19 protein-coding genes are annotated in these 20,823 nt (G+C 46.4%); 6 read left to right on the top strand and 13 right to left on the bottom strand.

The features are described from left to right. The 7 genes from MHB82_RS12600 to MHB82_RS12570 form a co-directional block, all read right to left on the bottom strand. Nucleotides 1-456, bottom strand: a complete 456-nt coding sequence (locus MHB82_RS12600; protein WP_341176630.1) for an SRPBCC family protein — start codon at nucleotides 454-456, stop codon at nucleotides 1-3. A 154-nt stretch (nucleotides 457-610) separates the two neighbouring features. Further along, a complete protein-coding gene (locus MHB82_RS12595) occupies nucleotides 611-1,714 on the bottom strand; it encodes an HD-GYP domain-containing protein (protein WP_341174814.1) in 1,104 nt (367 codons plus the stop codon). Between the two features lie 277 nt (nucleotides 1,715-1,991). Next, the gene (locus MHB82_RS12590; protein WP_183520719.1) at nucleotides 1,992-3,827 is read right to left on the bottom strand and encodes a UbiD family decarboxylase; all 1,836 of its coding nucleotides are present in this window, start codon (nucleotides 3,825-3,827) and stop codon (nucleotides 1,992-1,994) included. Nucleotides 3,828-4,133: 306 nt separating this feature from the next. Continuing rightward, nucleotides 4,134-5,426 (bottom strand): amidohydrolase, encoded by a 1,293-nt coding sequence (locus tag MHB82_RS12585; RefSeq protein ID WP_341174813.1) that lies wholly within the window; start codon nucleotides 5,424-5,426, stop codon nucleotides 4,134-4,136. Between the two features lie 77 nt (nucleotides 5,427-5,503). Beyond that, the gene (locus MHB82_RS12580; RefSeq protein WP_341174812.1) at nucleotides 5,504-5,797 is read right to left on the bottom strand and encodes a hypothetical protein; all 294 of its coding nucleotides are present in this window, start codon (nucleotides 5,795-5,797) and stop codon (nucleotides 5,504-5,506) included. Nucleotides 5,798-5,929: 132 nt separating this feature from the next. After that, the gene (locus MHB82_RS12575; RefSeq protein ID WP_341174811.1) at nucleotides 5,930-7,030 is read right to left on the bottom strand and encodes a saccharopine dehydrogenase family protein; all 1,101 of its coding nucleotides are present in this window, start codon (nucleotides 7,028-7,030) and stop codon (nucleotides 5,930-5,932) included. Continuing rightward, the gene (locus MHB82_RS12570; protein WP_341174810.1) at nucleotides 7,014-7,724 is read right to left on the bottom strand and encodes a class I SAM-dependent methyltransferase; all 711 of its coding nucleotides are present in this window, start codon (nucleotides 7,722-7,724) and stop codon (nucleotides 7,014-7,016) included. The genes MHB82_RS12575 and MHB82_RS12570 overlap by 17 nt, the downstream gene beginning before the upstream one ends. A gap of 128 nt (nucleotides 7,725-7,852) precedes the next feature. On the opposite strand from MHB82_RS12570, the gene MHB82_RS12565 reads away from it, so the two are divergent. Beyond that, complete coding sequence (locus MHB82_RS12565) at nucleotides 7,853-8,959, top strand: helix-turn-helix transcriptional regulator (RefSeq protein WP_341174809.1); 1,107 nt, start codon at nucleotides 7,853-7,855, stop codon at nucleotides 8,957-8,959. A 122-nt stretch (nucleotides 8,960-9,081) separates the two neighbouring features. Here the strand turns inward: MHB82_RS12565 and yidC are convergent, their stop codons facing one another. From yidC to MHB82_RS12550, 3 genes are all read right to left on the bottom strand, one after another. After that, the gene (gene yidC, locus MHB82_RS12560; protein ID WP_095287516.1) at nucleotides 9,082-9,951 is read right to left on the bottom strand and encodes a membrane protein insertase YidC; all 870 of its coding nucleotides are present in this window, start codon (nucleotides 9,949-9,951) and stop codon (nucleotides 9,082-9,084) included. Further along, complete coding sequence (locus MHB82_RS12555; protein ID WP_176475996.1) at nucleotides 9,888-10,238, bottom strand: hypothetical protein; 351 nt, start codon at nucleotides 10,236-10,238, stop codon at nucleotides 9,888-9,890. Before MHB82_RS12555 ends, yidC begins: the two co-directional genes overlap by 64 nt. A 92-nt stretch (nucleotides 10,239-10,330) precedes the next feature. Continuing rightward, entirely contained in the window at nucleotides 10,331-11,956 is a 1,626-nt protein-coding gene (locus tag MHB82_RS12550) for a DUF4153 domain-containing protein (RefSeq protein ID WP_341174808.1), read from the bottom strand. Nucleotides 11,957-12,092: 136 nt separating this feature from the next. On the opposite strand from MHB82_RS12550, the gene MHB82_RS12545 reads away from it, so the two are divergent. Beyond that, nucleotides 12,093-13,814, top strand: coding sequence for an ABC transporter substrate-binding protein (locus MHB82_RS12545; protein WP_341174807.1), 1,722 nt, complete (start codon nucleotides 12,093-12,095; stop codon nucleotides 13,812-13,814). Nucleotides 13,815-13,858: 44 nt separating this feature from the next. On the opposite strand, the gene MHB82_RS12540 is transcribed toward MHB82_RS12545, so the two are convergent. After that, nucleotides 13,859-15,196 carry an FtsW/RodA/SpoVE family cell cycle protein gene (locus MHB82_RS12540; protein ID WP_341174806.1) on the bottom strand — a complete coding sequence of 446 codons (1,338 nt, stop codon included), beginning with the start codon at nucleotides 15,194-15,196 and terminating at the stop codon, nucleotides 13,859-13,861. Then, nucleotides 15,193-15,528 carry a PadR family transcriptional regulator gene (locus MHB82_RS12535; RefSeq protein ID WP_095358420.1) on the bottom strand — a complete coding sequence of 112 codons (336 nt, stop codon included), beginning with the start codon at nucleotides 15,526-15,528 and terminating at the stop codon, nucleotides 15,193-15,195. Before MHB82_RS12535 ends, MHB82_RS12540 begins: the two co-directional genes overlap by 4 nt. A gap of 154 nt (nucleotides 15,529-15,682) precedes the next feature. Here MHB82_RS12535 and MHB82_RS12530 point away from each other — a divergent pair, with 154 nt between their 5' ends. Continuing rightward, nucleotides 15,683-16,270, top strand: coding sequence for an AAA family ATPase (locus MHB82_RS12530; protein WP_341174805.1), 588 nt, complete (start codon nucleotides 15,683-15,685; stop codon nucleotides 16,268-16,270). A gap of 363 nt (nucleotides 16,271-16,633) precedes the next feature. Here the strand turns inward: MHB82_RS12530 and MHB82_RS12525 are convergent, their stop codons facing one another. Continuing rightward, entirely contained in the window at nucleotides 16,634-17,473 is an 840-nt protein-coding gene (locus MHB82_RS12525) for a YitT family protein (RefSeq protein WP_341174804.1), read from the bottom strand. Nucleotides 17,474-17,854: 381 nt separating this feature from the next. Here MHB82_RS12525 and MHB82_RS12520 point away from each other — a divergent pair, with 381 nt between their 5' ends. From MHB82_RS12520 to MHB82_RS12510, 3 genes are all read left to right on the top strand, one after another. Then, nucleotides 17,855-18,913: a fatty acid desaturase gene (locus MHB82_RS12520; protein WP_095358423.1), complete on the top strand. Its 1,059-nt coding sequence runs from the start codon at nucleotides 17,855-17,857 to the stop codon at nucleotides 18,911-18,913. Nucleotides 18,914-19,012: 99 nt separating this feature from the next. Further along, nucleotides 19,013-20,155, top strand: coding sequence for a sensor histidine kinase (locus MHB82_RS12515; protein WP_341176629.1), 1,143 nt, complete (start codon nucleotides 19,013-19,015; stop codon nucleotides 20,153-20,155). A 2-nt stretch (nucleotides 20,156-20,157) separates the two neighbouring features. After that, nucleotides 20,158-20,757: a response regulator transcription factor gene (locus tag MHB82_RS12510; RefSeq protein ID WP_095358425.1), complete on the top strand. Its 600-nt coding sequence runs from the start codon at nucleotides 20,158-20,160 to the stop codon at nucleotides 20,755-20,757. Nucleotides 20,758-20,823 lie beyond the last annotated feature (66 nt).

Below are 20,823 nucleotides of genomic sequence, written 5' to 3'. Positions count from 1 at the left end.
CTATTCATTCAACTGTTCCAGCATGGCTTTCAGCTTCGTGTTGCGGCTTTGGATAAATGCATGCATATAATTCTTCAAGACGAGCCGCTCGGCCAGTCTTCCCAACACACCGAGTGGTGCTTCAAATTTCAGCATGTCCCTCATGCAAGTGGTTTGGTCATCGATCCTGCTGAAATGATGTTCGTGACGCATACTCCGGAATGCCCCTTTTACCATCTGATCGACAAACACATGCGGACGTTCATATTGCACGATACGGGAAGTCAGTTTCTGCCTTATGCCAAAATGAGTTGCTTGAAACGTCACCGTGTCGCCGGCACCTATTCTGCCAGAGGTCACGCCCGAAACAGCTCGTTCCCGTGTATGTCTCCATACCGTCTGTGTATGAACATCAATATCCCGGGCATAATCAAAACATTTTTCAATTGGAGCACGTATTGTCATTTCGGTGACCACTTCAATCAAGGTTTATCGCTCCTCAGGTACAATGGATTTTGTACCCAGTATACGCTTGCTCTCCTTCGAGAACAATGCACCAAAGGCCGTTACACAAAAACAGGTCCCCTGTCATTATGCAGGAGACCTGTTTTTACTCTAAACTTTTATAACCTTAAATAATCAGTTCTTTAATAGCAATGCTGCGTTCTTTGGACAAGTCACGATACTGCTCGGACTCGACCTTGACCAGCGGATTGAAGATGTCTGACGTATTATTCATGATGATTACCCCTTTTTCACCATTGCTCAGAAGAACTTGCTTGCCGATAAAGTTCGGAAGAAGGTGCTGCATCAGGGCCTGAACCGGCTTTTCATTCAGCTTGCCAAATCCCATCGAATAGATGTCACGCAGATTGTTGATCAGGTTCGGATTGCTTCCACCGTGAATACCGGATCTCATGCCGATGTATACGTCTGCCACTGACACGATCTGCGTGTATGGATGGATTTCATTTTTATCTATTTGCATCGGATACCCCGAGCCATCTTCACGTTCATGGTGCTGAAGAGCTACAAGCGCAGTAGCCTCATCTGTCATGGAACTTTTGATGATATCATGACCATAAATGGAATGACGCTGCAATTCAAGCTGTTCATCCGCCGTCAATGGTTCCACTTTGTTACGAATCCGATGGGACACTCTGCATTTGCCTATATCATGCAGATAGCCGCCGCGGCTGATCTGATAGCTTTCCTTCTGAGAATAACCCATCCAGCTGGCAATATAGAAGGACAGCAATCCAACCTGAATGGAGTGTGTGTAGTTGTTTACATCATCACGTTCCAGCATCATCAGGAGATGTACGACATCCTTTTGCTCATCCAGTCCATCCACCATTGGCTGCAGTGCATCGTCCACCATGGTAGCATTAAATTTACCCACAGTAAGTGCTTCAAGAAATGCATTTTGGTAATTATGTACAGTCTGTTTAAATTGGGATTTCATTTCTTCTTCAGGCGGTTCTTCCTTAATACTCGAACCAGCTGCCATACTCGAACCGGCTGCAAATTTGGCTGCAGCGGCAAAAAACTCAGCTTCTGTTATTTCTTCTTCACGTGATTCAATATCTACATAGTCCACACGGTGCTGCATGAGCAAGGAAATATCCTCACTTTTGATTACAGTCCCTTTCCCGAGAATGTGCAACCCCGCATCGCTAAATGTATCCGCAGTCAGACGGTCTCCGTCTTGCAGGTTCATAATATGGATTCTCAATCGGTATTCCCCCTGAACAATTCATTATAGTAACAGTACCCGTTGGATTGGGTCCCCAAAATACCTATACTTCTTTATATCGTTCATTTTCTTGATTTTCTGCATAGTTCAAACGACCTTAATCGCAAAAGGAAATACGAACGAGTAAGACTTTCTTCTCATTCATACTTCTAAAATAATCCCGGTTTTGCCAAATAAGGAACATGGAATGTTACCTTTCTTTGGAATGGAGAAATATAAAGAGCCCAAACTTCTGTTTGGGCCCTTCCCTATTGAGCTAAATTTTGACTGATGCCAGACTGGCTCCACTGACGAATAAACGTTCGATGCTTTTCTCAACCGCAGGATCAGGTATAAGCGGTGGTGCCTGATGCGGCTTCACCCGGGCATCAATAATCATCTGATCGCAGCCCCAGTGCTTATGCGTATAGCTGCTGTTTACCCCATACATGTCGTGTGATGGATTGCTGCGCGTAAATGTAGCCCATAAGAAGTTGCTGAGGCTTGCACTCAGGAAAGAGCTGTCATCGCACAGAATGATCAATGGACAGGAATCAAGTCCTCCTTGTTCCTTCAGCATATCCGTAAATTGCTGCATTTCCCGCGCCGTCTCTTCATAACTCGTAAAAGCTGACGTTTGAATCGATACGATCCCCGGCATAATCAGCTGTGCATTTGTATAACCACGAATATTTTTCAAGGTATCCGGCACTTCTGTGCACAGCTCCCGAATCTTCTCGCCGTAGGCTGCAAAAACGACCTTACTACCGGTATTTAACCCGGTTCCTGAGTAATCCAGTGTATCGATGGTTGTATTGGTATGAAAATGGATATCCCGCTGCAAATTCATGCGCTCCAGAATATAGGTCAGGAATTCCACTTCGCGGTGGGTATCCAGCGGCTGCTGATCCTCAGCTGTAATAAACAGATACTTGGCCAGACTAAGCTGCCCCGTACCCAGAATACGGTTTGCAATGGTCAACAATTCTGTCGGCTGCTTCACCGTCTGATATGGCGTGTAACGCTCACTTCCGATTGCAAATAAAAGAGGGTGCACCCCGGCAGCGTCTACAGCATGTACTTCTTTGACACCCGGAATCTCCTGTTTGATCGCATCGCCCGTAATTTCATGGATTAGATCACCAAATGCCGTATCCTCCTGTGGAGGACGACCGACTACCGTAAATGGCCAGATTGCATTAGGCTTCGCATACACTTTGTGCACTTTCATCAGCGGGAACTCATGCGTCAAACTGTAATAGCCCAGATGATCACCAAACGGTCCTTCCGGTTTCGTTTCACCTGGATAAATATCTCCGGTAATGACAAAATCAGCGTCATTGCTAATACAGTATCCATCCTTGTAGCTATAACGGAAACGACGTCCAGCGAGCAGACCGGCGAAGGTCAGTTCACTGAGACCTTCAGGCAAAGGCATCACCGCAGACAGGGTATGAGCTGGAGGACCACCGATAAAAATACTGACTTTCAGCGGCTCTCCCTTTTTGACAGCCTTCGCCTGGTGTATACCGATACCACGATGAATCTGATAGTGGAGCCCAATTTCCTTGTTCATTGCATAATCATTGCCGCTCAGCTGGACACGGTACATACCCAGATTGGAGTTCATGATCCCTGGTTTATCCGGGTCCTCCGAATATACCTGCGGCAACGTTACAAAGGCCCCCCCATCCATAGGCCAATGCTTGATCAGCGGCAGATCCGAGATTTGAATTTCCTGAGCCGACACGGGCAGACTGATCGACTTCTGTTTGGGCAGCGCCTGCCACGCTGCTAGACCTGTGCTGATGTGCTGCAATGGCGTCTTGAGCGCCTTCATCGGATCGTCCCGTACGGCCATGACCCGTTGTACGCCTTCGAGCGTGTTACGGAACATGAATTTGCAGCGTTCGAGCGTGCCAAACAGATTGGATACCGCCTGGAACTTCGAGCCTTTTACATTTTCAAACAACAGCGCCGGGCCTTTCGCCTCGTGCACTTTCATATGTATTGCGGCCATTTCCAGATTCGGGTCTACTTCTTCCTTAATCCGGATCAGATGTCCATGCTGCTCCAGATCGTTGATGCAATCTTCCATATTGCGATATTTCATGGGATGGCTCCATTCTTTTGATATAATATATATTTATGTTCATATATTCACATGGACGCGCAAACAAGAATTTTGAACCAACCGCCTGAGTCCACGTCCTAATCTACTTCATTCTAAAAGACTCACTCTTCACGTCTCTTCTATTTTATCAAATGATCTGCTAGTAAACAAAAAATATATATTAACCTCACTGACTAAGGTTAAAGATGGGGCTCCCGAACATTACACTTCCGTGTATATGCAATTAGGCCAGCTAAGAACCTCGGTTCCAAGCTGGCCTCCTTATCCCTCATACGAAAGAGAATATTAAATTCCCTCAACAATCCGCTTCGCTCTAACTTTCACCTCACGATAAAGTTCATCCTCATCGATCGTTAAGAGCTTCCTGCCTCTCATTAGAACCTGTCCGTTTACAATCGTCGTATCGACGTCCGCACCATTTACGCTGTATGCAAGTAGAGATTCCACGTCATGTACAGGCTGAAGATGGGGCTTCTCGAGATCGATCAGAATCAGATCCGCCTTGCGCCCTGCCTCCAGCATACCTACATCCTCCTCAAGCTTAAGCAGACCCGCGCTGCCCCGAGTCGCCATCTGCAGCACTTGTTTTGCCGGCAAGCGAGTCGGATCTCCGTAATCGAGCTTTTGCAGCCATGTTGCAGCTTTGATCTCTTCGAACATATCTAGAGTCGTCGCACTACCAGCTCCATCTGTTCCGAGTCCGACTTGGATCTCCTGTGCAATCATGTCCGTGATTGGAGCAATGCCGCAACCCAGCTTCAGATTGCTGACCGGATTGTGGGCTATGCCTCCACGCATGCCTTTTAGCCTGCCGATATCTCTGCGATTGAGATGCACTCCATGGGCAAGCAGCACATGTGCGTTCTCGAACATACCTGCTTCCTCAAGGTATTGCGTTGGGGTCATACCGTAACGTTCGCGAATCTTCGCGACTTCTTCCTTCGTTTCGGCCAGATGGATATGAAGAGGTATATCATCCTGTTCAGCCAGGGCAATAACCTCCATTAGCGGTTCCATGGGACAGGTGTATGGCGAGTGTGGCCCATACATCGTTGTAATCCTTCCATCCGCCTTGCCTGACCAGCGTTGAACGAGATCAATGGCTTCCTGCATCCTACGGCCTCCGTCATCCTCCATGAATACCATTCCGCGCGTGAGAGATGCACGCATGCCCGTTTTGGATACGGCTTCAGCGATCTCATTCATGTGGATATACATATCTGCATAGGCTGTGGTACCCGATCGAATCATCTCGGCCATGGACAATTGGGCTCCCCAATAGATGTCTTCAGGCGTCATTTGTGCTTCAGCAGGCAGCATTTTGCGGTCCAGCCAATCCATTAACCTCAGATCATCCGAAAACGCGCGAAGCAAACTCATTGGGGAATGCTGATGTGCATTAATCAGACCCGGCATGGCAAGCATGTTTTTTCCGTTCATGATGTCGTCACCCGGATTGGCGGCAAGGTGATGCGAGATCTCCGCAATCCGGTCTCCTTCAATACGAATATCCCCCAGGAAGGGGGCCTCTCCGTCTTTCATGGATAGAATCATCGCTTGCTGAATCAATATGCCCATACGTTTCACAGCTCCTCTGGATTCAAATAAATAGCTCAGATCCAAAAGATAAGCCTTCACGTAACGGAAAGGTCAAGTCATGAATATTTCGGCATCGTTATCTTTCGATAACTTTGGATGAAAGGTTTAGGGTCTATTTTGACCATGTAAGGATATACCCCTGTACTTGTATGGAGGTAGAAAAATCCCCCCTCATTGCCCATTCTTCGAAAGGACATGTCGAATACATCCTTGATATGAAACTCGCGATATTTCGTTACTATTTTGTCCGAGTACAGGATCATGGATCGTTCGTTCGACTTGATCTCTTGCGCGAGACCTGTCACTTCCCTCTGTACTTTATAGTATGGCAGTACTGCAATACAGGTCATGATCCCCCTCCGCTCTTGTCAGGATTCTGGTTCCATCATAGCAGATTGGAGAGGTGAGCCAAAATAATCAACTTGAATTTCGATCTATAACATTGAAGATTGGAGCGGACTTATGGGGTTTATCCAAAATACTCACTTGATCACGGTTACGACATTCAGCAGAGATGGGAGCGCTTGCTGAACATCTTGCAGGGTGAGACATTGTTCAATATGGAAGACGCCGTGGGGCAGTTCAGTATGGTACATTCGCTCTGCAACTGCAGCAGCCACTGCGGCCGTCGCATCGGCTTCACGCTCACCTACTAGCAAGTGCTCAACTCGAACCGGCTTGCCTTGTTTCCATCCAGCTACATCTACCTTGACTGCAAACATCTCTTCTCCGCCGGGAATGAGACCGAATGCCTTGACCGTTCCGCTTCGAATGGAAGGGTAACGCAGCAAGCTGAACACCCCTGCTCTCTTTGTAATCGCCATGGATCTTGTAATCCAGCGGGAATCCAGGCATAGGCGAGTAGACACGGTTGGAATACGCAGCGTGCGGGCAACCGCATGTTGATCCGAAAAGTTAAACCGATATGCCTTTCTGCGTCCCAACTTTGGTCCAAAATCAATCCATTTGCCATCCTGGAAACTCCTTACCTCGGTTGGCTTACCATCCTTCATCACAGTATAAGTCGCATTCATCTGATCAACAGTCCACTCCACCGCTGCCTTTCCGTGCTTCTCCCCCAGTCCCAGCATGATGGTAATTTCTGCCTCATCCACCTGATTCAGTTGAGCAACAGCTTCACGTACAAGCAGATTCGTCACGCCAGGTGACAGGCCCACACTCAGCATGGCTGTTGCCTTGTGATGCTGCATTTTCTTATGTAATGTTTCCACTTGAGCAAGAAAATCCACCTTGGCCGAGATATCCATATAATCCGTTCCTGATTGTGCGCATGCCTCCACAAACCTCGTATCCGATTGATCGACACACATGATGACCAGCTTAACTGATTCCAGCATGACTGCATCGATAGCTTGTCTCACATCCAGCTGCAGCGGCTTCACAGTCCCTCCTGTAGTGCGACTGAATTCCTCCGCTCGATTCATCCGAGTTCCAGCTGCCCACACCTTACCCGGGAACAACTGCCCTAGCTGGGTGCATATCATTTGTCCTACTTGACCATAGCCGCCTACGACCCAGATTTGGTCTTTATTTGCCACCTTAACATTAGATTCGAATTGCATAATAACCCTCCACCCAAAATGCTCCAAAATAGCGTGTAATATGAGTAAAACCACATTCAGAGAGCAGCGCCACGGTCTGCTCAGACGAGATCGGATCAGACTCCCTTCCCAGGGATGCCGCAAACCGATCCCATTCTTCCCGTGTTATTCCCGCACTTAACATGTGGTCCCTCCATGCGTTCATCATGACCTTATGGGCAGGTGAACTCAGATCAGCGTTGACGGCGGCAAGAAGCAGCGGTGCTCCGGATTTAAGCCTCGCAGCGAGACTGGTCATAAATTTCCTCTTCGCCTCCATACCCTGAAGGAAATGCAGCATCAGCATGCTTGTTGCCCCTTCGTATAACTCATCCAGTGGCAGTTCTTCCACCGTTATGCCTTCCAGTTTCACTCTTGGACCTAATCCTGCTTCAGCAACCCTTCGCTTCGCTAACTGAAGCATGGGTCCGGAAGGATCAACGCCGGTGAACGTCCACCCTGGGTGTCTATCAGCGAGCAATGTAATCTCTTTCCCTCCTCCGGCACCTGCAATGAGTATCTTAGATTCGTTGTTATCCGTTAATGATGCAGCCAGCAGCCTCTCCATCAGATCATGCATATGGGAATATCCCGGAATCTTCAGGGAAATGGATTGTTCATAACGATTTTCATCTGCTGTCTTCCAGCTCATCAGGGATGAGTGATCCGCGTTCATGGTGCCACACTCCTTCTGTGTTGATGTTAAACTTGACTCCTGATTCATCTAATTTCATTATAAAAGAGTACGATGAGCCTACAATCCCAGAACAATGGGATACCCCCGCGGGAGAGGAGACACCTGATATGAAGTCAGCATTAGAGCAAGGCAGAACATCCATAACGTCTCTCGAAAAAGGATCCTGGACCTCCCGTACCTATAGGGAAGCCGTACTAAAAGCAATCCACGCCGTTGTTCCCTATGATGCATACTGTTTCACGACAGTGGACCCACAGACCCTGTTATCAACCGGTGCTGTGACAGAAGACGGCATTGAAGCGATACATGATCGGCTGTTCATTAACGAATATACGGAAGACGATGTACATAAATATGCAGACTTGATTCGCAGCAACAAGCCTATCGCCCTTCTACAGGCATCCATCCATGCTATGCCCGAACGAAGTTTGCGATATCGTTCGATCTTGCAGCCTGCTGGTTTCAGGGATGAGCTTCGAGCAGTCCTGATCTGTGACGAGACGTGTTGGGGTTACCTCACCCTCTATCGAAAGGCAGATCAGCCTTTCTTCTCGGAAGAGGAAGGGCAATGGATTGAAGAATGGACCACTTCCATAGCCAGGATGTTGAAAAGGACCAGTCTGTCACTTATGGATGAGATCAAACAAGGAAGTCCAGCCGATCCGGGGCTTATAATGATAACCGATACCTTTCAGTTATTGTCATCCAATGACTCAGCACAATATTGGCTAACCCAATTGCAGCGGCTTGAGTTAGTAGGCCCGGACATTCTGCCTCGTCCGGTACGCGCAGTTAGTTCTCATTTGTTGAGCCAGACGCTGTCATCGGCTGTATCTTCGGAGTTGTCCGCAAAGTCACCTTCCAAAGTCTGCATACAGCTACTGGATGGTCGATATCTTGTGCTACACGCAAGTCGCATGCAGCAGATGACTGGTCCGGATCAGATCGCCGTCAGACTTGAACAGGCTATGCCGCAGGATTTGCTACCCCTGCTTGCGGAGAGTCACGGTTTATCTGTGCGTGAACGGGAATTGCTGGGCTATGTGCTCCGGAGCTACTCTTCCAAAGAAATCGCTGCAGCGATGAATATATCCGCGTATACAGTCCAGGATCATTTAAAATCCATTTTCGCCAAGACAAGCGTATACTCACGCCGGGAGCTCATTTGGTATTTTGTATCCCGTTTCCAACTTAAAGATGATCGTGCCGTTTAAGAAGGACGGAGAACAAAAAAGAAGCGTAATCCATCTAAGGATTACGCTTCTTTTGTTCTATTCGCTTGAGTACACCTAACCAGCTTGCGCTTCTCATAGCGTTTTTTGTTGATAAGTCACAACTATGATTTTGCGGGTTTGGTTCCTTTGGCTGGTTTGATCTTCTTCTCCTGCAGGATTACTGTTTCCTGAGGATGCTCCACCGGATACAGTTTACGGAACAATAACGTCTGAAGGACAAGGAATGAACCGCCAACCGTCCAATAGAGCGGCATGGCTGCAGGTGCTGTCAGAGAGAAAAAGGCCATCATCAGCGGTGAAATGTACCCCATGATTGCAAACTGTTTTCGCTGCTCAGGTGCCATATTGGCCTGTGAAACTTTTGCCTGAATCAGGTAGATAACTGCAACCACAACAGCAAGCACATAATCGGGTGCCCCGAGTTTGAACCACAAAAAAGAATGTGAAGACAGCTCTGGCGTTAGCCGAATTGCCGTATATATCCCCGAAAGGATTGGCAGCTGAATCAGCAGCGGCAAGCAGCCGATATTCAGTGGATTAAAATTATGCTTTTTGTACAGCTCCATCGTCTCTTGGGAAAGCTTCTGACGATCTGCTGCGTCATTCTTGCCCTCGTATTTTTTCTTGAGTGCATCCATCTCTGGCTTCATGGCATTCATGATCACTCGGGTACCCTGCTGGGATTTGGCCTGCCGCATCATCAAAGGCAGCAGCGCAAGCCGAATGACCAAAGTAATCACGATAATGGAGACGCCGTAACTGCCACCAAAGATGGTTGCAATGTGCTGAATCAGATACGACAGCGGAAATACAATATAGTGATTAAAGAATCCAGGTGTTGAAGCGTTAATCTCCGAAACATTGTTACTGCATCCGGCCAAAAGCATGACTGCAAATAAAATGGCAATCAGCCCATAGATCCGTCCCTTGCCAGATGTAAAAGTGAATCCCTTGCTTGTCTTATGTTCCATATATATCCTCCTCGTTGATTAGGTTTCAATGTATCCAACGAGGATATACAATCTGGCTCATCTTCATCCGGTGCTTCTCTACGTCTGATCATCCTGGTTAAATCTTCAGGTCTATGCTTTCCATCGAGCGTCAGTGTAGGGAGTCCGGGTTCAACGCCGTCTCCGCCTCCGCCTTCCATCCAGTACTCTGTCAATCCACAGTGCAGATGGGCAATGTAGGCATAGCTCACGGTGAAAATAAGCCCTATTGAGAATAAATAAGGTAATAACTCCTGAAGTTCAAACAAGGGATTCACCCCCTTTATAGGTTCATTTTTATATTATAACACTTACATATCCGTTTTGCATAAATTCAAGGCTCAGATGTTACAATCAATCGCTATTCCGTTCTCAATTTGGACAATTCCTTCGCAGCCCTATGTCTTGCCACGTTATAAGAAGGCCAGGAACTGCTGTTTTCTCTCTCATTCATGTAAGCTTCACGCTCCAATAGATGATCCTTCAGTGCCGGAAATTCCTCTTGCGCAAACTTTCTTAACTGCGGAATTGCATCCGCTGACAAATTCGCCAGATAAGCTACATCAATGTTACCTGTCTTATGGTAACGTTCCACGTTCAGCTCGGCGATCCGGTTATCCATACCCACATAATTGACGGCTGCATAAGCTGTAAGTGACAGTACAATGTACCAGCGAAGCAGTGGAATGGAGGTATATCGGATGCGTAAACCGGCGATGAGAAGCAGCAATGCCAGAAAAATCATAAAGGCATGTACCAAGAATCGAATATACGTGTACCCGTATGCCTGTTCGTACAGATGGAGACGCATAAACGCAGAATACAGCATGATGGCTGTGCAGCCCACAAGAATAAGCAGAAGCACCTGATGAATAATCGAAGCTGTTCTCCCACTCGGTCTTGTACATTGGAGTGCAACAATCAAAATGAGAAAGTTAATACTGGTGACCAGCACAAGTTCGGCAAAGCCACTGCGGGCATATTCTGCGTAAGACAGGTCAGAGGGAAGATGCCCACTCCCTGCACCAAACAGGTAGGAAAACTGTACAAATACAAACAGTACATACACACAGTTAATAACAAACAGCATAGTGCCCACGATGATGGGATCCAGCTTCAACGTCTCCCTGCCGGTAGGGATGGAATGAGTATGGGTTTTGGGTTCAACCGTCTTGCTCGATTCGGTTTCCGTATTCTTCTGGCCTGCATGGTCATGATCGGAGACATGTACTGCCGCAGGCGATAACAAGTTTGCATTTTTCCAATGGGCGTTCTCCCTCTTCTCAGCTTCGTACTCCATAGGTTGAACGAATCCCCATACATAACTAAACAGCAAAATGCCTCCTATGAAAATCCAGAGGATTCTCGGAAATCCAGGTGTTAGGGTCAGATGGTTCAACCATTCCGGAAAACCGGACAAATATTGATTGAATACGCCATCTGCGGAAGTCAGCAATGCAACCACCACAATCAGGATCGGGAAGGATGCGGCCAGTCCAATGAGAACTTTGACCAGAACTGCTTTCTGGGACTTCTCCATCCCACGTCCCCCGGCTTTTACCACAATGCCCCCGATGGTCCCCCAGTGGCGAATCGATTGTGGCAGCAAATGATCCAGGGAGGTACCGATGATTCGGAGATCCCACCACTGCTTCCGCTTACGTCCAGCCAAATAAGTCATATGTAAAATAATCAAACCGGGGACAAGCAGAAAATTGAGAACACGCAGCAGTTCATTGTCAAAAAGTAAAAAGGTTAGCGCGAGCATGAGTACGACTGCAGCCATCCATGCGTCAATCAGGGTTAATGTACGGATTCGATCCCTCGCAAACACATACATAAATGCATAAAAGAGAAGCACAAAGAGCAGATACGATACGCCTGGCTCTCTTCCATAAAACAAATACTGATGAATAACCGCCAGGAGCAAGGCAGACAACAGCGTAATCAAAGCACGATTCGGTGAAGCCAGTATTTTCTCAATCATGGGAAAAACCTCCATTATCTTTCTAGACTTTATTCTAGATGATAAAATAAGAAGATAAAGAGAAATTATAAGAGATAAAATTTCTTATTTTAGTCCGGTTGCAACAACAGCTCTTTTCCCAAGGAGGCTTGAAATCGTGAAACTGCATCAACAATATTTGCTGCTTCATAACCGCTTTGGTGATATGTCCGAGCATGAAGCTACGCTCTCCGAGCTCGCAGAACTGCTGGATTGCACACATCGAAATACGCTTACCATTGTCAAAAAAATGGCGGCCTGCGATTGGATTCGCTGGATCTCCCAGCGTGGTCGAGGTCGCAGGTCAACACTCACGCTGCTCGTACCAGCCGAACAGATCGCAGCAGAATATATGATGCAAGCCCTCAATCGCCGTGAATTGCATCAGGCCGCTGAACAGGTGCGCGCCTTCTCCACCTCGACCATGATGCGAGAGCATTTAAACCACTGGCTGCTCGGTTACTCGGGCCATCATACAGAAGCAGGGGAGCATAACGAGCGAATTGATACGTTGAGACTGCCACTGCAGCAGCAGCTTCATGCCCTTGATCCGCTGTATATTAATCTACTTGCCGAGTCCTTTGTCACCAGTCATGTGTTTGATGGGCTGGTTCAGCGTAATGAGCAAGGAGATATCATTCCATGTCTTGCCCACACCTGGGATGTTAGCCCAGATCGGAAAACCTGGCTTTTTCATTTGCGCAAAGGTGTCCTGTTTCACAATGGAGGACGATTGACTGCAGAAGATGTGGTGCATACATTTGCCAGGTTGCAGTCTACAGAGCGACGTACATTGTATCGGGATGTGAGCAGACAGATTCTATCTGTGGAAGCCCTGAATTCGCTCACCGTAGTTTTCCGTCTTAAAGCACCGCATGAATTATTTCTGTCCTTTCTAGCCACAAGCCGTGCAGCCATAGTCCCTTCGGACAGCATCACGAAGCCTGGCGACGACAAGTCAGTTGAATCCACGTCCTTGCAAAAGCCTGTAGGAACAGGCCCCTTCAAGGTGACGTTATGGGATGAACACCTGTGCAGACTGGAAGCATTCCCGGCCTATTTTCAAGGAAGAGCCCATCTGGACCGGGTGGATATTCTGCAGATTCCTTGGAGTGCCGAGACCGAATGGGGAGAACATGCCGAAGCGGAAACACCTTTCTTCCACCTTGTTCCGAATCCGGCTGCCGCTAAGGGTGCGGACTGGACACAAATTAGTGCGGGTGTCATGGTGAATAAGCTGCTCACTTGTAACACGCAAAAAACCGGACCGCTAAGCGATCCGGCTATACGAACTCATCTATACGAATGCATTACTGGCGTGATCCAATCCTCTGATAATCCCTTGGTCAAGGATCAGTCGATTCCCTTACAGCTGGCTACCATTCCACAATATCGCAAGGATGCTGCTCTCATCGCAGCCAAACTGGAACAATGCGGATATGCTTGCAAGATTCATACGGCAACGATGGAACAATTCAAAGGTCAACTGCGGCTGGAGTCCGATCTCATATTATTCTCCCTGATCCGGGACCAGGATGAAGAATTGCGGAGGACAGACCTCTATCTTACCCTGTCGGAGCATCTGGATGAATCCATACAATTGCGTGTGCAGATGATGCTGAAAACCGTTATCGAGTCACCATTAATGACAGATCGAATTGCAGGCCTTGAGCGGATTGAACAGTTTTTGCTGGATCATCATTTGATGTTTCATTTATCTGAGAAACCTGTGGAAACCGCCTATCTGCCTTCCGTGCGCGGGCTTTCGTTTAATAGTCAAGGCTGGGTCAACTTGCGCCATATCTGGTTTCCATCTGGAAGTAAAGTGTTAGAAGATTGAAAGACAAGTTACATTCAGTTAATGTGTGAACGATAATAGACTGCTCATTGTATTGGTGTTGCTGTCTGGTGGCTCTTCTCATTCCTTAGCGAAACGGTGTCTTTGCGGCGATACACCCCAAGAAGCAATCCGATCATGGCATAATCAAAGATGAGATGGTTGCCGTATCCTATAAAAGGAAAGACCACACTTAAAATCGGAACTCTACCAGTGGTCATTGCCAGCGAATAAACCATTTGCAGTGCAAACATGGACGTAATAATGACGATAATCATCCGACCAAAGTCATCCCGAATGCGAGGGAGCGTATTTACCATACTTGCAACAAACCAGATGATAGCCACCAATAGTCCTATTCCGGCTGCCCAGCCAAACACATCGATGAGCAGCACACCTGGGTAATCAAAATAACTCGTTTTAAACCTGTCAAATGCTGTATCAAGTCCATTTCCCCACCATCCAGCTGATTGAAGGATGTTCATGATTGAAAGGTTGTAGTAGCCATTTCCCATTCGGTCATCATCAAGATTGAACACAACCGAGAATCTTTCCAAACGATGGTAAGAATCCGTTGTGAGCAACAACAAAAATCCGATACATGCAGTTATAACTGTTGCTATGACTGTATAGAGCCATTTACGCGTGATCCAACCAAATAATACTAGTGAAATGATCCCGAACATTACAAGGCGTACCCAATCCGATATATGAAACAACAAAGCTGCCGATAACGCCACCATCGCTATATAGGATAATATGGTTTGCACACCAAAATGGGAACGAAGCTTATCCATCAAAATAGCACCAATGGCAAGTGGTAATATCCACATTGCAGCTGTGGTCAGATCTAATACAAATCCATAAGCGTTATAGTATCTGTAAATCCCATTGATACTTGAGGATATCATTGTATTGATCATTAACATGGTATTAAGCAGGATATATATCCACCAAGCAGCTTTTCTCCATTTGCGATAATCGAAGAACATAAAGAATGACATTAACATTATCCCCATGACGGTGTAAACCACATGATTGTTATACAGGGATTGGTACATTGTATTTGTGACATTGGTTGTAAAAATCCACATCAGAAACAGGCTGACGATGGCTAAACTGATCAATCCGATTATCAGCCCCCAATGCATCCGATGACGATGCAGCTTATGCATGCTTTTGCCTACTGCTGTGGGATCACCCATTTGCTCTATGGCATACTCGGCAGCCTCTTCCTGAGTTAAACCCTCCTCTTCCTTGTCCAGCATCATTTCTCTTATGTGGTTTCCCAATTCATCGCGCAGATCGGTATGTACTTCACGAGCTTTGACTTGACTGCACATCTCGTCTAGATAACGTTTAATCTTATCATGTTGATCCGTCATGTTAAGCCTCCCTCCCCAAGTACACGATCCACAGCACGTCGGAATAAAAACCACTCGTTTTTTTTGTGCTGTAAGGCCTCCACGCCCTTGTCGCGAATGGAATAGTATTTACGTTTTCGGCCGTCTACCTCCATCCAATAGGATTCAACCCAACCTTCAATCTCCATGGCATGGAGGATAGGGTATAATGTGCCTTCTTTCAAATTAAATACACCTTCCGATTGACGGTGAAGTTCCTTGATCAATTCATAACCGTAAAGTGGCTGATTGTGCAATAAAGTCAAAATTAGAGTTTCTGTACTTCCTTTAATCATTTGTTTGTTTACATTCATATGAATTCTCCTCCTTCCTGTCATTCAAGTAGTTACATCGGAAACCTATGCATTGTTAATCTAGGTATCATACTACCTTATTCTTCCTTTTCTGTCTATCCATCGTTTCGATCTGCTTTGTGATAAAATAACCCTATTAAGGAGGGTGACTCTCATGAGTAAACTGATTTTCTTTCTCGGCGGTGCCGGCAGCGGCAAAACGACCCTGGCCAAAGCCCTTTCCCGCAAATATAAGGCAGCCTTCTTCGATATGGATATCCTGCTCCGCCCGGCAGCCGAGGCAATCATGACGCTTCAGGGACTTGATCCATCTGACCGGGATTCACCTGAATACAAACACTTATGTCGTGATCTGGGATATCGCATCACAATGGATGCGGCACTGGATAACGTTCAATTAGGAATCGATACCGTGGTCGTCGGACCGTTTACCAAAGAAACCGAAACAACGAATTGGATTGAGCAAGAGCTCAGCCGAATCGGACGTTCACTGGAAGATACGGATGTTCGCGTAGCGTACATTTATTTGGCAAACGAAGAATTGTATCACAAGCGGATCATGGCAAGACAATCTCCTCTTGATGAATATAAGCTGGCTAACTGGGATACCTTCACCGCTTCCCTTGCCCGCAAGCAAGTGGCCTGGCCACTGCCTGCTTCGTCCGTCGTTTATATCGATAATTCAGAGGATGATGTGAATGTGGCTCTATCCGAAGTTGAGAGACACATGTACGGTAATTAGAGCCATACATTTCTCGTAAACTTTTTTATACTCTTTTAGACGTTTATATGTTTCCGAAATGTTGACCCTTACATAGAATGAACTATCACTAGTCAGGAGGGGTCGAAATGAATAGAAAGAAGCATAGATGTCATCCACCCGTAACGAAATGCTATTACAAAAAGATTACCAAAACTTGTGTAACTAAAATCAAATATGTTCCCACCAAGGTTAAAAAGCACTGTCATGTTACTGTTAAATATGGTGTAATCAGAAAAAGAAATCATCATTAATAATAATCTTCAGCCCTTCTCGATGGAGAAGGGCTTTCTTAGTACCAAAAAAACCGGGGGCATCGTGCCTCCGGTTTTACTTCCTTATATATTAGGTTTTGGATAGTTCGATAAATCCTTCACCGAACACGTCACGAACATCGTGAATCGTGATAAACGCGATCTCATCCTCAGCACGTACAATCTTCTTCAACATGGGAACTTCCTGTTTGCTAATGACAATATAGAGAATTTCTTTCGATGTTTTCGTATAGTAACCATGGCCCGACAGAACCGTTACACCGCGATCCATTTTCTCGATGACCTGCTTCGCAATCGCATCCTGCTTTGTCGAGATGATGGTAACCGCCTTTTTCGGATTCAACCCTTCTATAATAAACTCCATCGTTTTGGTTCCAACAAACAGCATGACAATCGTACACATGAGTCCCTGTGCCCCGATTATGAAGAAAGAGGAGAACGCCACGATCAGATCAAAAAACAGAAGTCCATAGCTGATGTTCCAATCCAGATACTTATTGGCGAGTCTCGCCAAGATGACGGTTCCCGCGGTTGTGCCGCCAACTCTCACAATCAAACCAATTCCCAGACCGGCAAACAATCCCCCAAAAATCGTATTAATCCACAGCTCATGCGAATCAATTGTCCAGCTCTCGGTCAGATGCAGGAACAAGGAATTGAATACCACTGCAATAATGGTGTATACCGTTGTGGTCTTGTCCAGAAACCGGTAACCCACAATTAACAAAATCCCGTTCAGAATCAAATTCATTAAACCTGGTGACCATTCGAACAGATAATACAAAATAATGGTGATCCCCGTTACGCCACCCTCAGCAAGATCATTTGGAATGACGAACAGATTCACCGCCAAGGCAAATAAAAATGCACCCGCCATAATAAATAAAATATCCGTTATTCGTTTCTTCATCATGTATTCCTTCCAATCCTTCAGAAATCAACCTATCCATCAGGCTCATAAGTTGTCATATGCACTCACAATGATAGATTCTACCATGTCGCCAGCAAAATTTGTATACATAATACAAATTGTTGCACGAAATGTGCAAAGGATTCTAGATTGGAATCATTTTTGAATGGGTAAACAAAAAAATAGCCACACCTTTTCCACACATGACAAATGTCATGTGTCATCCTTGATATTCATCATTACACATGGCTGACGTTTATGACTTACCGGATGAAACGAATTCTTTTACAATAATAAAAACGCTTCCCATTCAGGATTGATCAGGGAAACGCCAGGTTATAGCCGTGCTTGGTTATAACGACTGAAGGAGGACTACCATTCATGAGCAGAGCAAAAGAAATGGCACTGAAAAAAGAAGTTACCCCTTACGAGAAAAATGATCTACGATTAAGTATCCGACAAATTATAAATACGATCCTTCCACTCTTTTTATTGTGGGCCGCAGCCTACTATAGCCTGTCCGTTTCGTATTGGCTGACCTTTCCGATTGCCTTGGTGGCATCCGGATTTGTACTTCGAACGTTTATCATTTTCCATGACTGCTGTCACGGTTCCTTTTTCAAAAACAAACGTGCGAACGACATTCTCGGGACTATTACGGGCGTCTTAACCCTTACTCCCTACCAGCAATGGAAAGCCGAACATTCCATCCATCATGCCACCAGCAGTAATTTAGACAAACGTGGTGTAGGCGATATCTGGGTCATGACAGTTGAAGAGTACAAAGCAGCATCACCATGGGGACGGCTTTTCTACCGCATCTATCGTAATCCAGTCGTAATGTTTGGCATTGGTCCAATCTATGTATTTCTACTCGCTTACCGTTTTAACCGCAAGGCTGCTCGTCGCAAAGAACGCATCAACACACATCTGACTACGGTACTGATCGTTGCACTTTATGCATTCATGTCCTGGTTGGTTGGATGGCAGGCCTTTGTTATGGTGCAGGCACCCGTGTTTTTCTTCTCCGGTTTCTTCGGCATCTGGCTGTTCTACGTTCAGCATCAGTTTGAAGACACCTACTTCGAGCATGAGGATGAATGGAGTTACGTCAAGGCTGCTGTTGAAGGCAGTTCATACTACAAGCTGCCGAAGCTGCTGCAATGGATCAGCGGTAATATCGGATTTCACCATGTGCATCACCTGAGTCCGCGTGTACCGAACTATTACCTGGAAGAGGCACATAATGCGACACCACCTCTGCAAAAGGCAACGACAATTACCCTTCGTTCCAGTCTGGCAGCCCTTCGCTTCCGTCTGTGGGATGAGGAATCCAAACGATTTATCAGCTTCAAGGAGATCAAATCGTTATACCGCAAACCTTATGCTCAGCCACCTATACGCGTAACCAATCAAGCGGGTCTGACAGAGAAGCCTTAAACTCTGTCGGATTCGTTTTCTTGTATTCAGGCTGAAGTCATGCTACAGTCAGGCTAAAGTTGGAATACCGCGCAAAGTCGTGTAAGGAGGAGAACTTTCATTCAAAAGTGGATGCAGCTCTTTTATAAAAATACAGGATTGAATCCGTACGTGTGGCTCGTCTTTTTCATCCTGCCCTTCTATTATATTTCGCAATACTCGAAACTGTGGACTCTGGTGACAGGAATTGTGATCATTCTTGTCTTCTTTGTCTGTTATTTACTCGCCTTCATCACCAAGGGCTGGCAAGTATATATGTGGATCGGTCTGCTGATTGCCATTTCAATCACGATGACGATCGCATATGATTATGCGTATTTCTCGCTGTTTCTTGCTTTTTTCATTGGGAATATTAAAAATAAAGCAGGTTTTTTCACCCTCTATTCGATCAACTTGGCAGCCAGTTTTTTAACTATAAATTACGGCTTCATTATTCAGAGCTCCAGATTACTCAGTCAGCTTCCGTTTGTATTTATCAGTCTGATGGCATCGATTCTGCTTCCGATCAGCACGTATAACAAAAACAACCGTGAGCAATTGGAGGGGCAGCTGGAGAATGCAAACAAACGACTGGATGATCTGGTCAAAATGGAAGAACGCCAGCGAATCGCTCGTGATCTGCACGATACCCTCGGACAGAAACTCTCCTTGATCGGCTTGAAAACCGATCTGGCGAAACGCCTGCTTCGTGTCAATCCCGAGCAGGCCGAGGTGGAGCTAAACGACTTGCGTCAGACGGCAAGCACAGCACTCAAGGAAGTTAGGGAAATGGTTACTACCATGCGCGGAACACAGCTGGTTGATGAATTGCACCGTGCCGAGCAGATCCTGAAAGCTGCTGCGATCGAGTTCAAGCTCGATGGCAACCCCAAGCTGCAGGACACCTCTCAGCTTAACGAAAATGTGATGGGGATGTGTCTGAAAGAGGCCGTTACGAATGTGGTCAAGCATAGCCAGGCAACAATGTGTACCATCAGCCTGAAAGATACACCTTCCGATAACATATTGACTATTCATGACAACGGAATTGGATTGGAACACAGTAATAACAAAGAACGCCGCGGTACAGGAATTCTTGGCATGAAAGAACGCTTGGAATTTGTTAATGGTTGTCTGGATATTCGCTCGGGAACAAATATAGACGGAACGCAGCTTATTATTCAGGTACCGAAGCTGGTTCGCAAACCAATCAAGGAGGAATAAACATGATCAGAATCGTCATCGCCGAAGACCAACGCATGATGCTGGGTGCCCTCTCCTCCCTGCTTAACCTGGAAGAAGACATGGAAGTGGTTGGGCGAGCAAGCAACGGGCAGGAGGCGCTTGAACTCGTCCAGCAGCATACACCGGATATATGCCTAATGGACATTGAAATGCCTATCAAAAGTGGGCTGGAAGCTGCTGAGGAATTGAAAGGCATGAACTGCAAGGTTATTATCTTAACGACCTTTGCTCGGACAGGGTATTTCGAACGTGCACTAAAAGGCGGAGTTAGAGGTTACCTGTTAAAGGATAGTCCGATCGAGGAATTGGCTGAAGCCATTCGCCAGGTCATGAACGGACGCCGGATCTTCGCTCCTGATCTGGTGGACGAAGCCTATGTAGAGGAAAATCCGCTTACGGAGCGAGAGAATGCCGTTCTCGGCCTCATGGCTGATGGCAAGAACACGAAGGAAATTGCCAAACACCTCTTTATTACAACCGGCACCGTCCGCAACTATATCTCCATCATTTTGAACAAATTAAATGCAAGCAATCGGATTGAAGCCATCACCCGTTCCAAGGAAAAGGGCTGGTTCAAATGAAAGTACCGCTTCAACCCATTACGACACAAATAATAGCTTGGTCAGGAGCTTCCACTCCCAGCCAAG

This window comes from Paenibacillus sp. FSL K6-2862, assembly GCF_038005125.1.
GTDB lineage: Bacteria > Bacillota > Bacilli > Paenibacillales > Paenibacillaceae > Paenibacillus > Paenibacillus illinoisensis_A.
Note: the sequence above shows the minus strand (reverse complement) of the source record. Positions and strands in the feature narration are given on the sequence as shown.

Bases quoted from the DNA above. Each gene is read 5' to 3' on its own strand.
- MHB82_RS12585 (WP_341174813.1), bottom strand. From the start codon at position 5,426: ATGGGCATATTGATTCAGCAAGCGATGATTCTATCCATGAAAGACGGA.
- MHB82_RS12565 (WP_341174809.1), top strand. From the start codon at position 7,853: ATGAAGTCAGCATTAGAGCAAGGCAGAACATCCATAACGTCTCTCGAA.
- MHB82_RS12575 (WP_341174811.1), bottom strand. From the start codon at position 7,030: ATGCAATTCGAATCTAATGTTAAGGTGGCAAATAAAGACCAAATCTGG.
- MHB82_RS12520 (WP_095358423.1), top strand. From the start codon at position 17,855: ATGAGCAGAGCAAAAGAAATGGCACTGAAAAAAGAAGTTACCCCTTAC.
- MHB82_RS12535 (WP_095358420.1), bottom strand. From the start codon at position 15,528: ATGAATGTAAACAAACAAATGATTAAAGGAAGTACAGAAACTCTAATT.
- MHB82_RS12525 (WP_341174804.1), bottom strand. From the start codon at position 17,473: ATGAAGAAACGAATAACGGATATTTTATTTATTATGGCGGGTGCATTT.
- MHB82_RS12550 (WP_341174808.1), bottom strand. From the start codon at position 11,956: ATGATTGAGAAAATACTGGCTTCACCGAATCGTGCTTTGATTACGCTG.
- MHB82_RS12570 (WP_341174810.1), bottom strand. From the start codon at position 7,724: ATGAACGCGGATCACTCATCCCTGATGAGCTGGAAGACAGCAGATGAA.
- MHB82_RS12540 (WP_341174806.1), bottom strand. From the start codon at position 15,196: ATGACGGATCAACATGATAAGATTAAACGTTATCTAGACGAGATGTGC.
- MHB82_RS12580 (WP_341174812.1), bottom strand. From the start codon at position 5,797: ATGACCTGTATTGCAGTACTGCCATACTATAAAGTACAGAGGGAAGTG.
- MHB82_RS12590 (WP_183520719.1), bottom strand. From the start codon at position 3,827: ATGAAATATCGCAATATGGAAGATTGCATCAACGATCTGGAGCAGCAT.
- yidC (WP_095287516.1), bottom strand. From the start codon at position 9,951: ATGGAACATAAGACAAGCAAGGGATTCACTTTTACATCTGGCAAGGGA.
- MHB82_RS12530 (WP_341174805.1), top strand. From the start codon at position 15,683: ATGAGTAAACTGATTTTCTTTCTCGGCGGTGCCGGCAGCGGCAAAACG.
- MHB82_RS12510 (WP_095358425.1), top strand. From the start codon at position 20,158: ATGATCAGAATCGTCATCGCCGAAGACCAACGCATGATGCTGGGTGCC.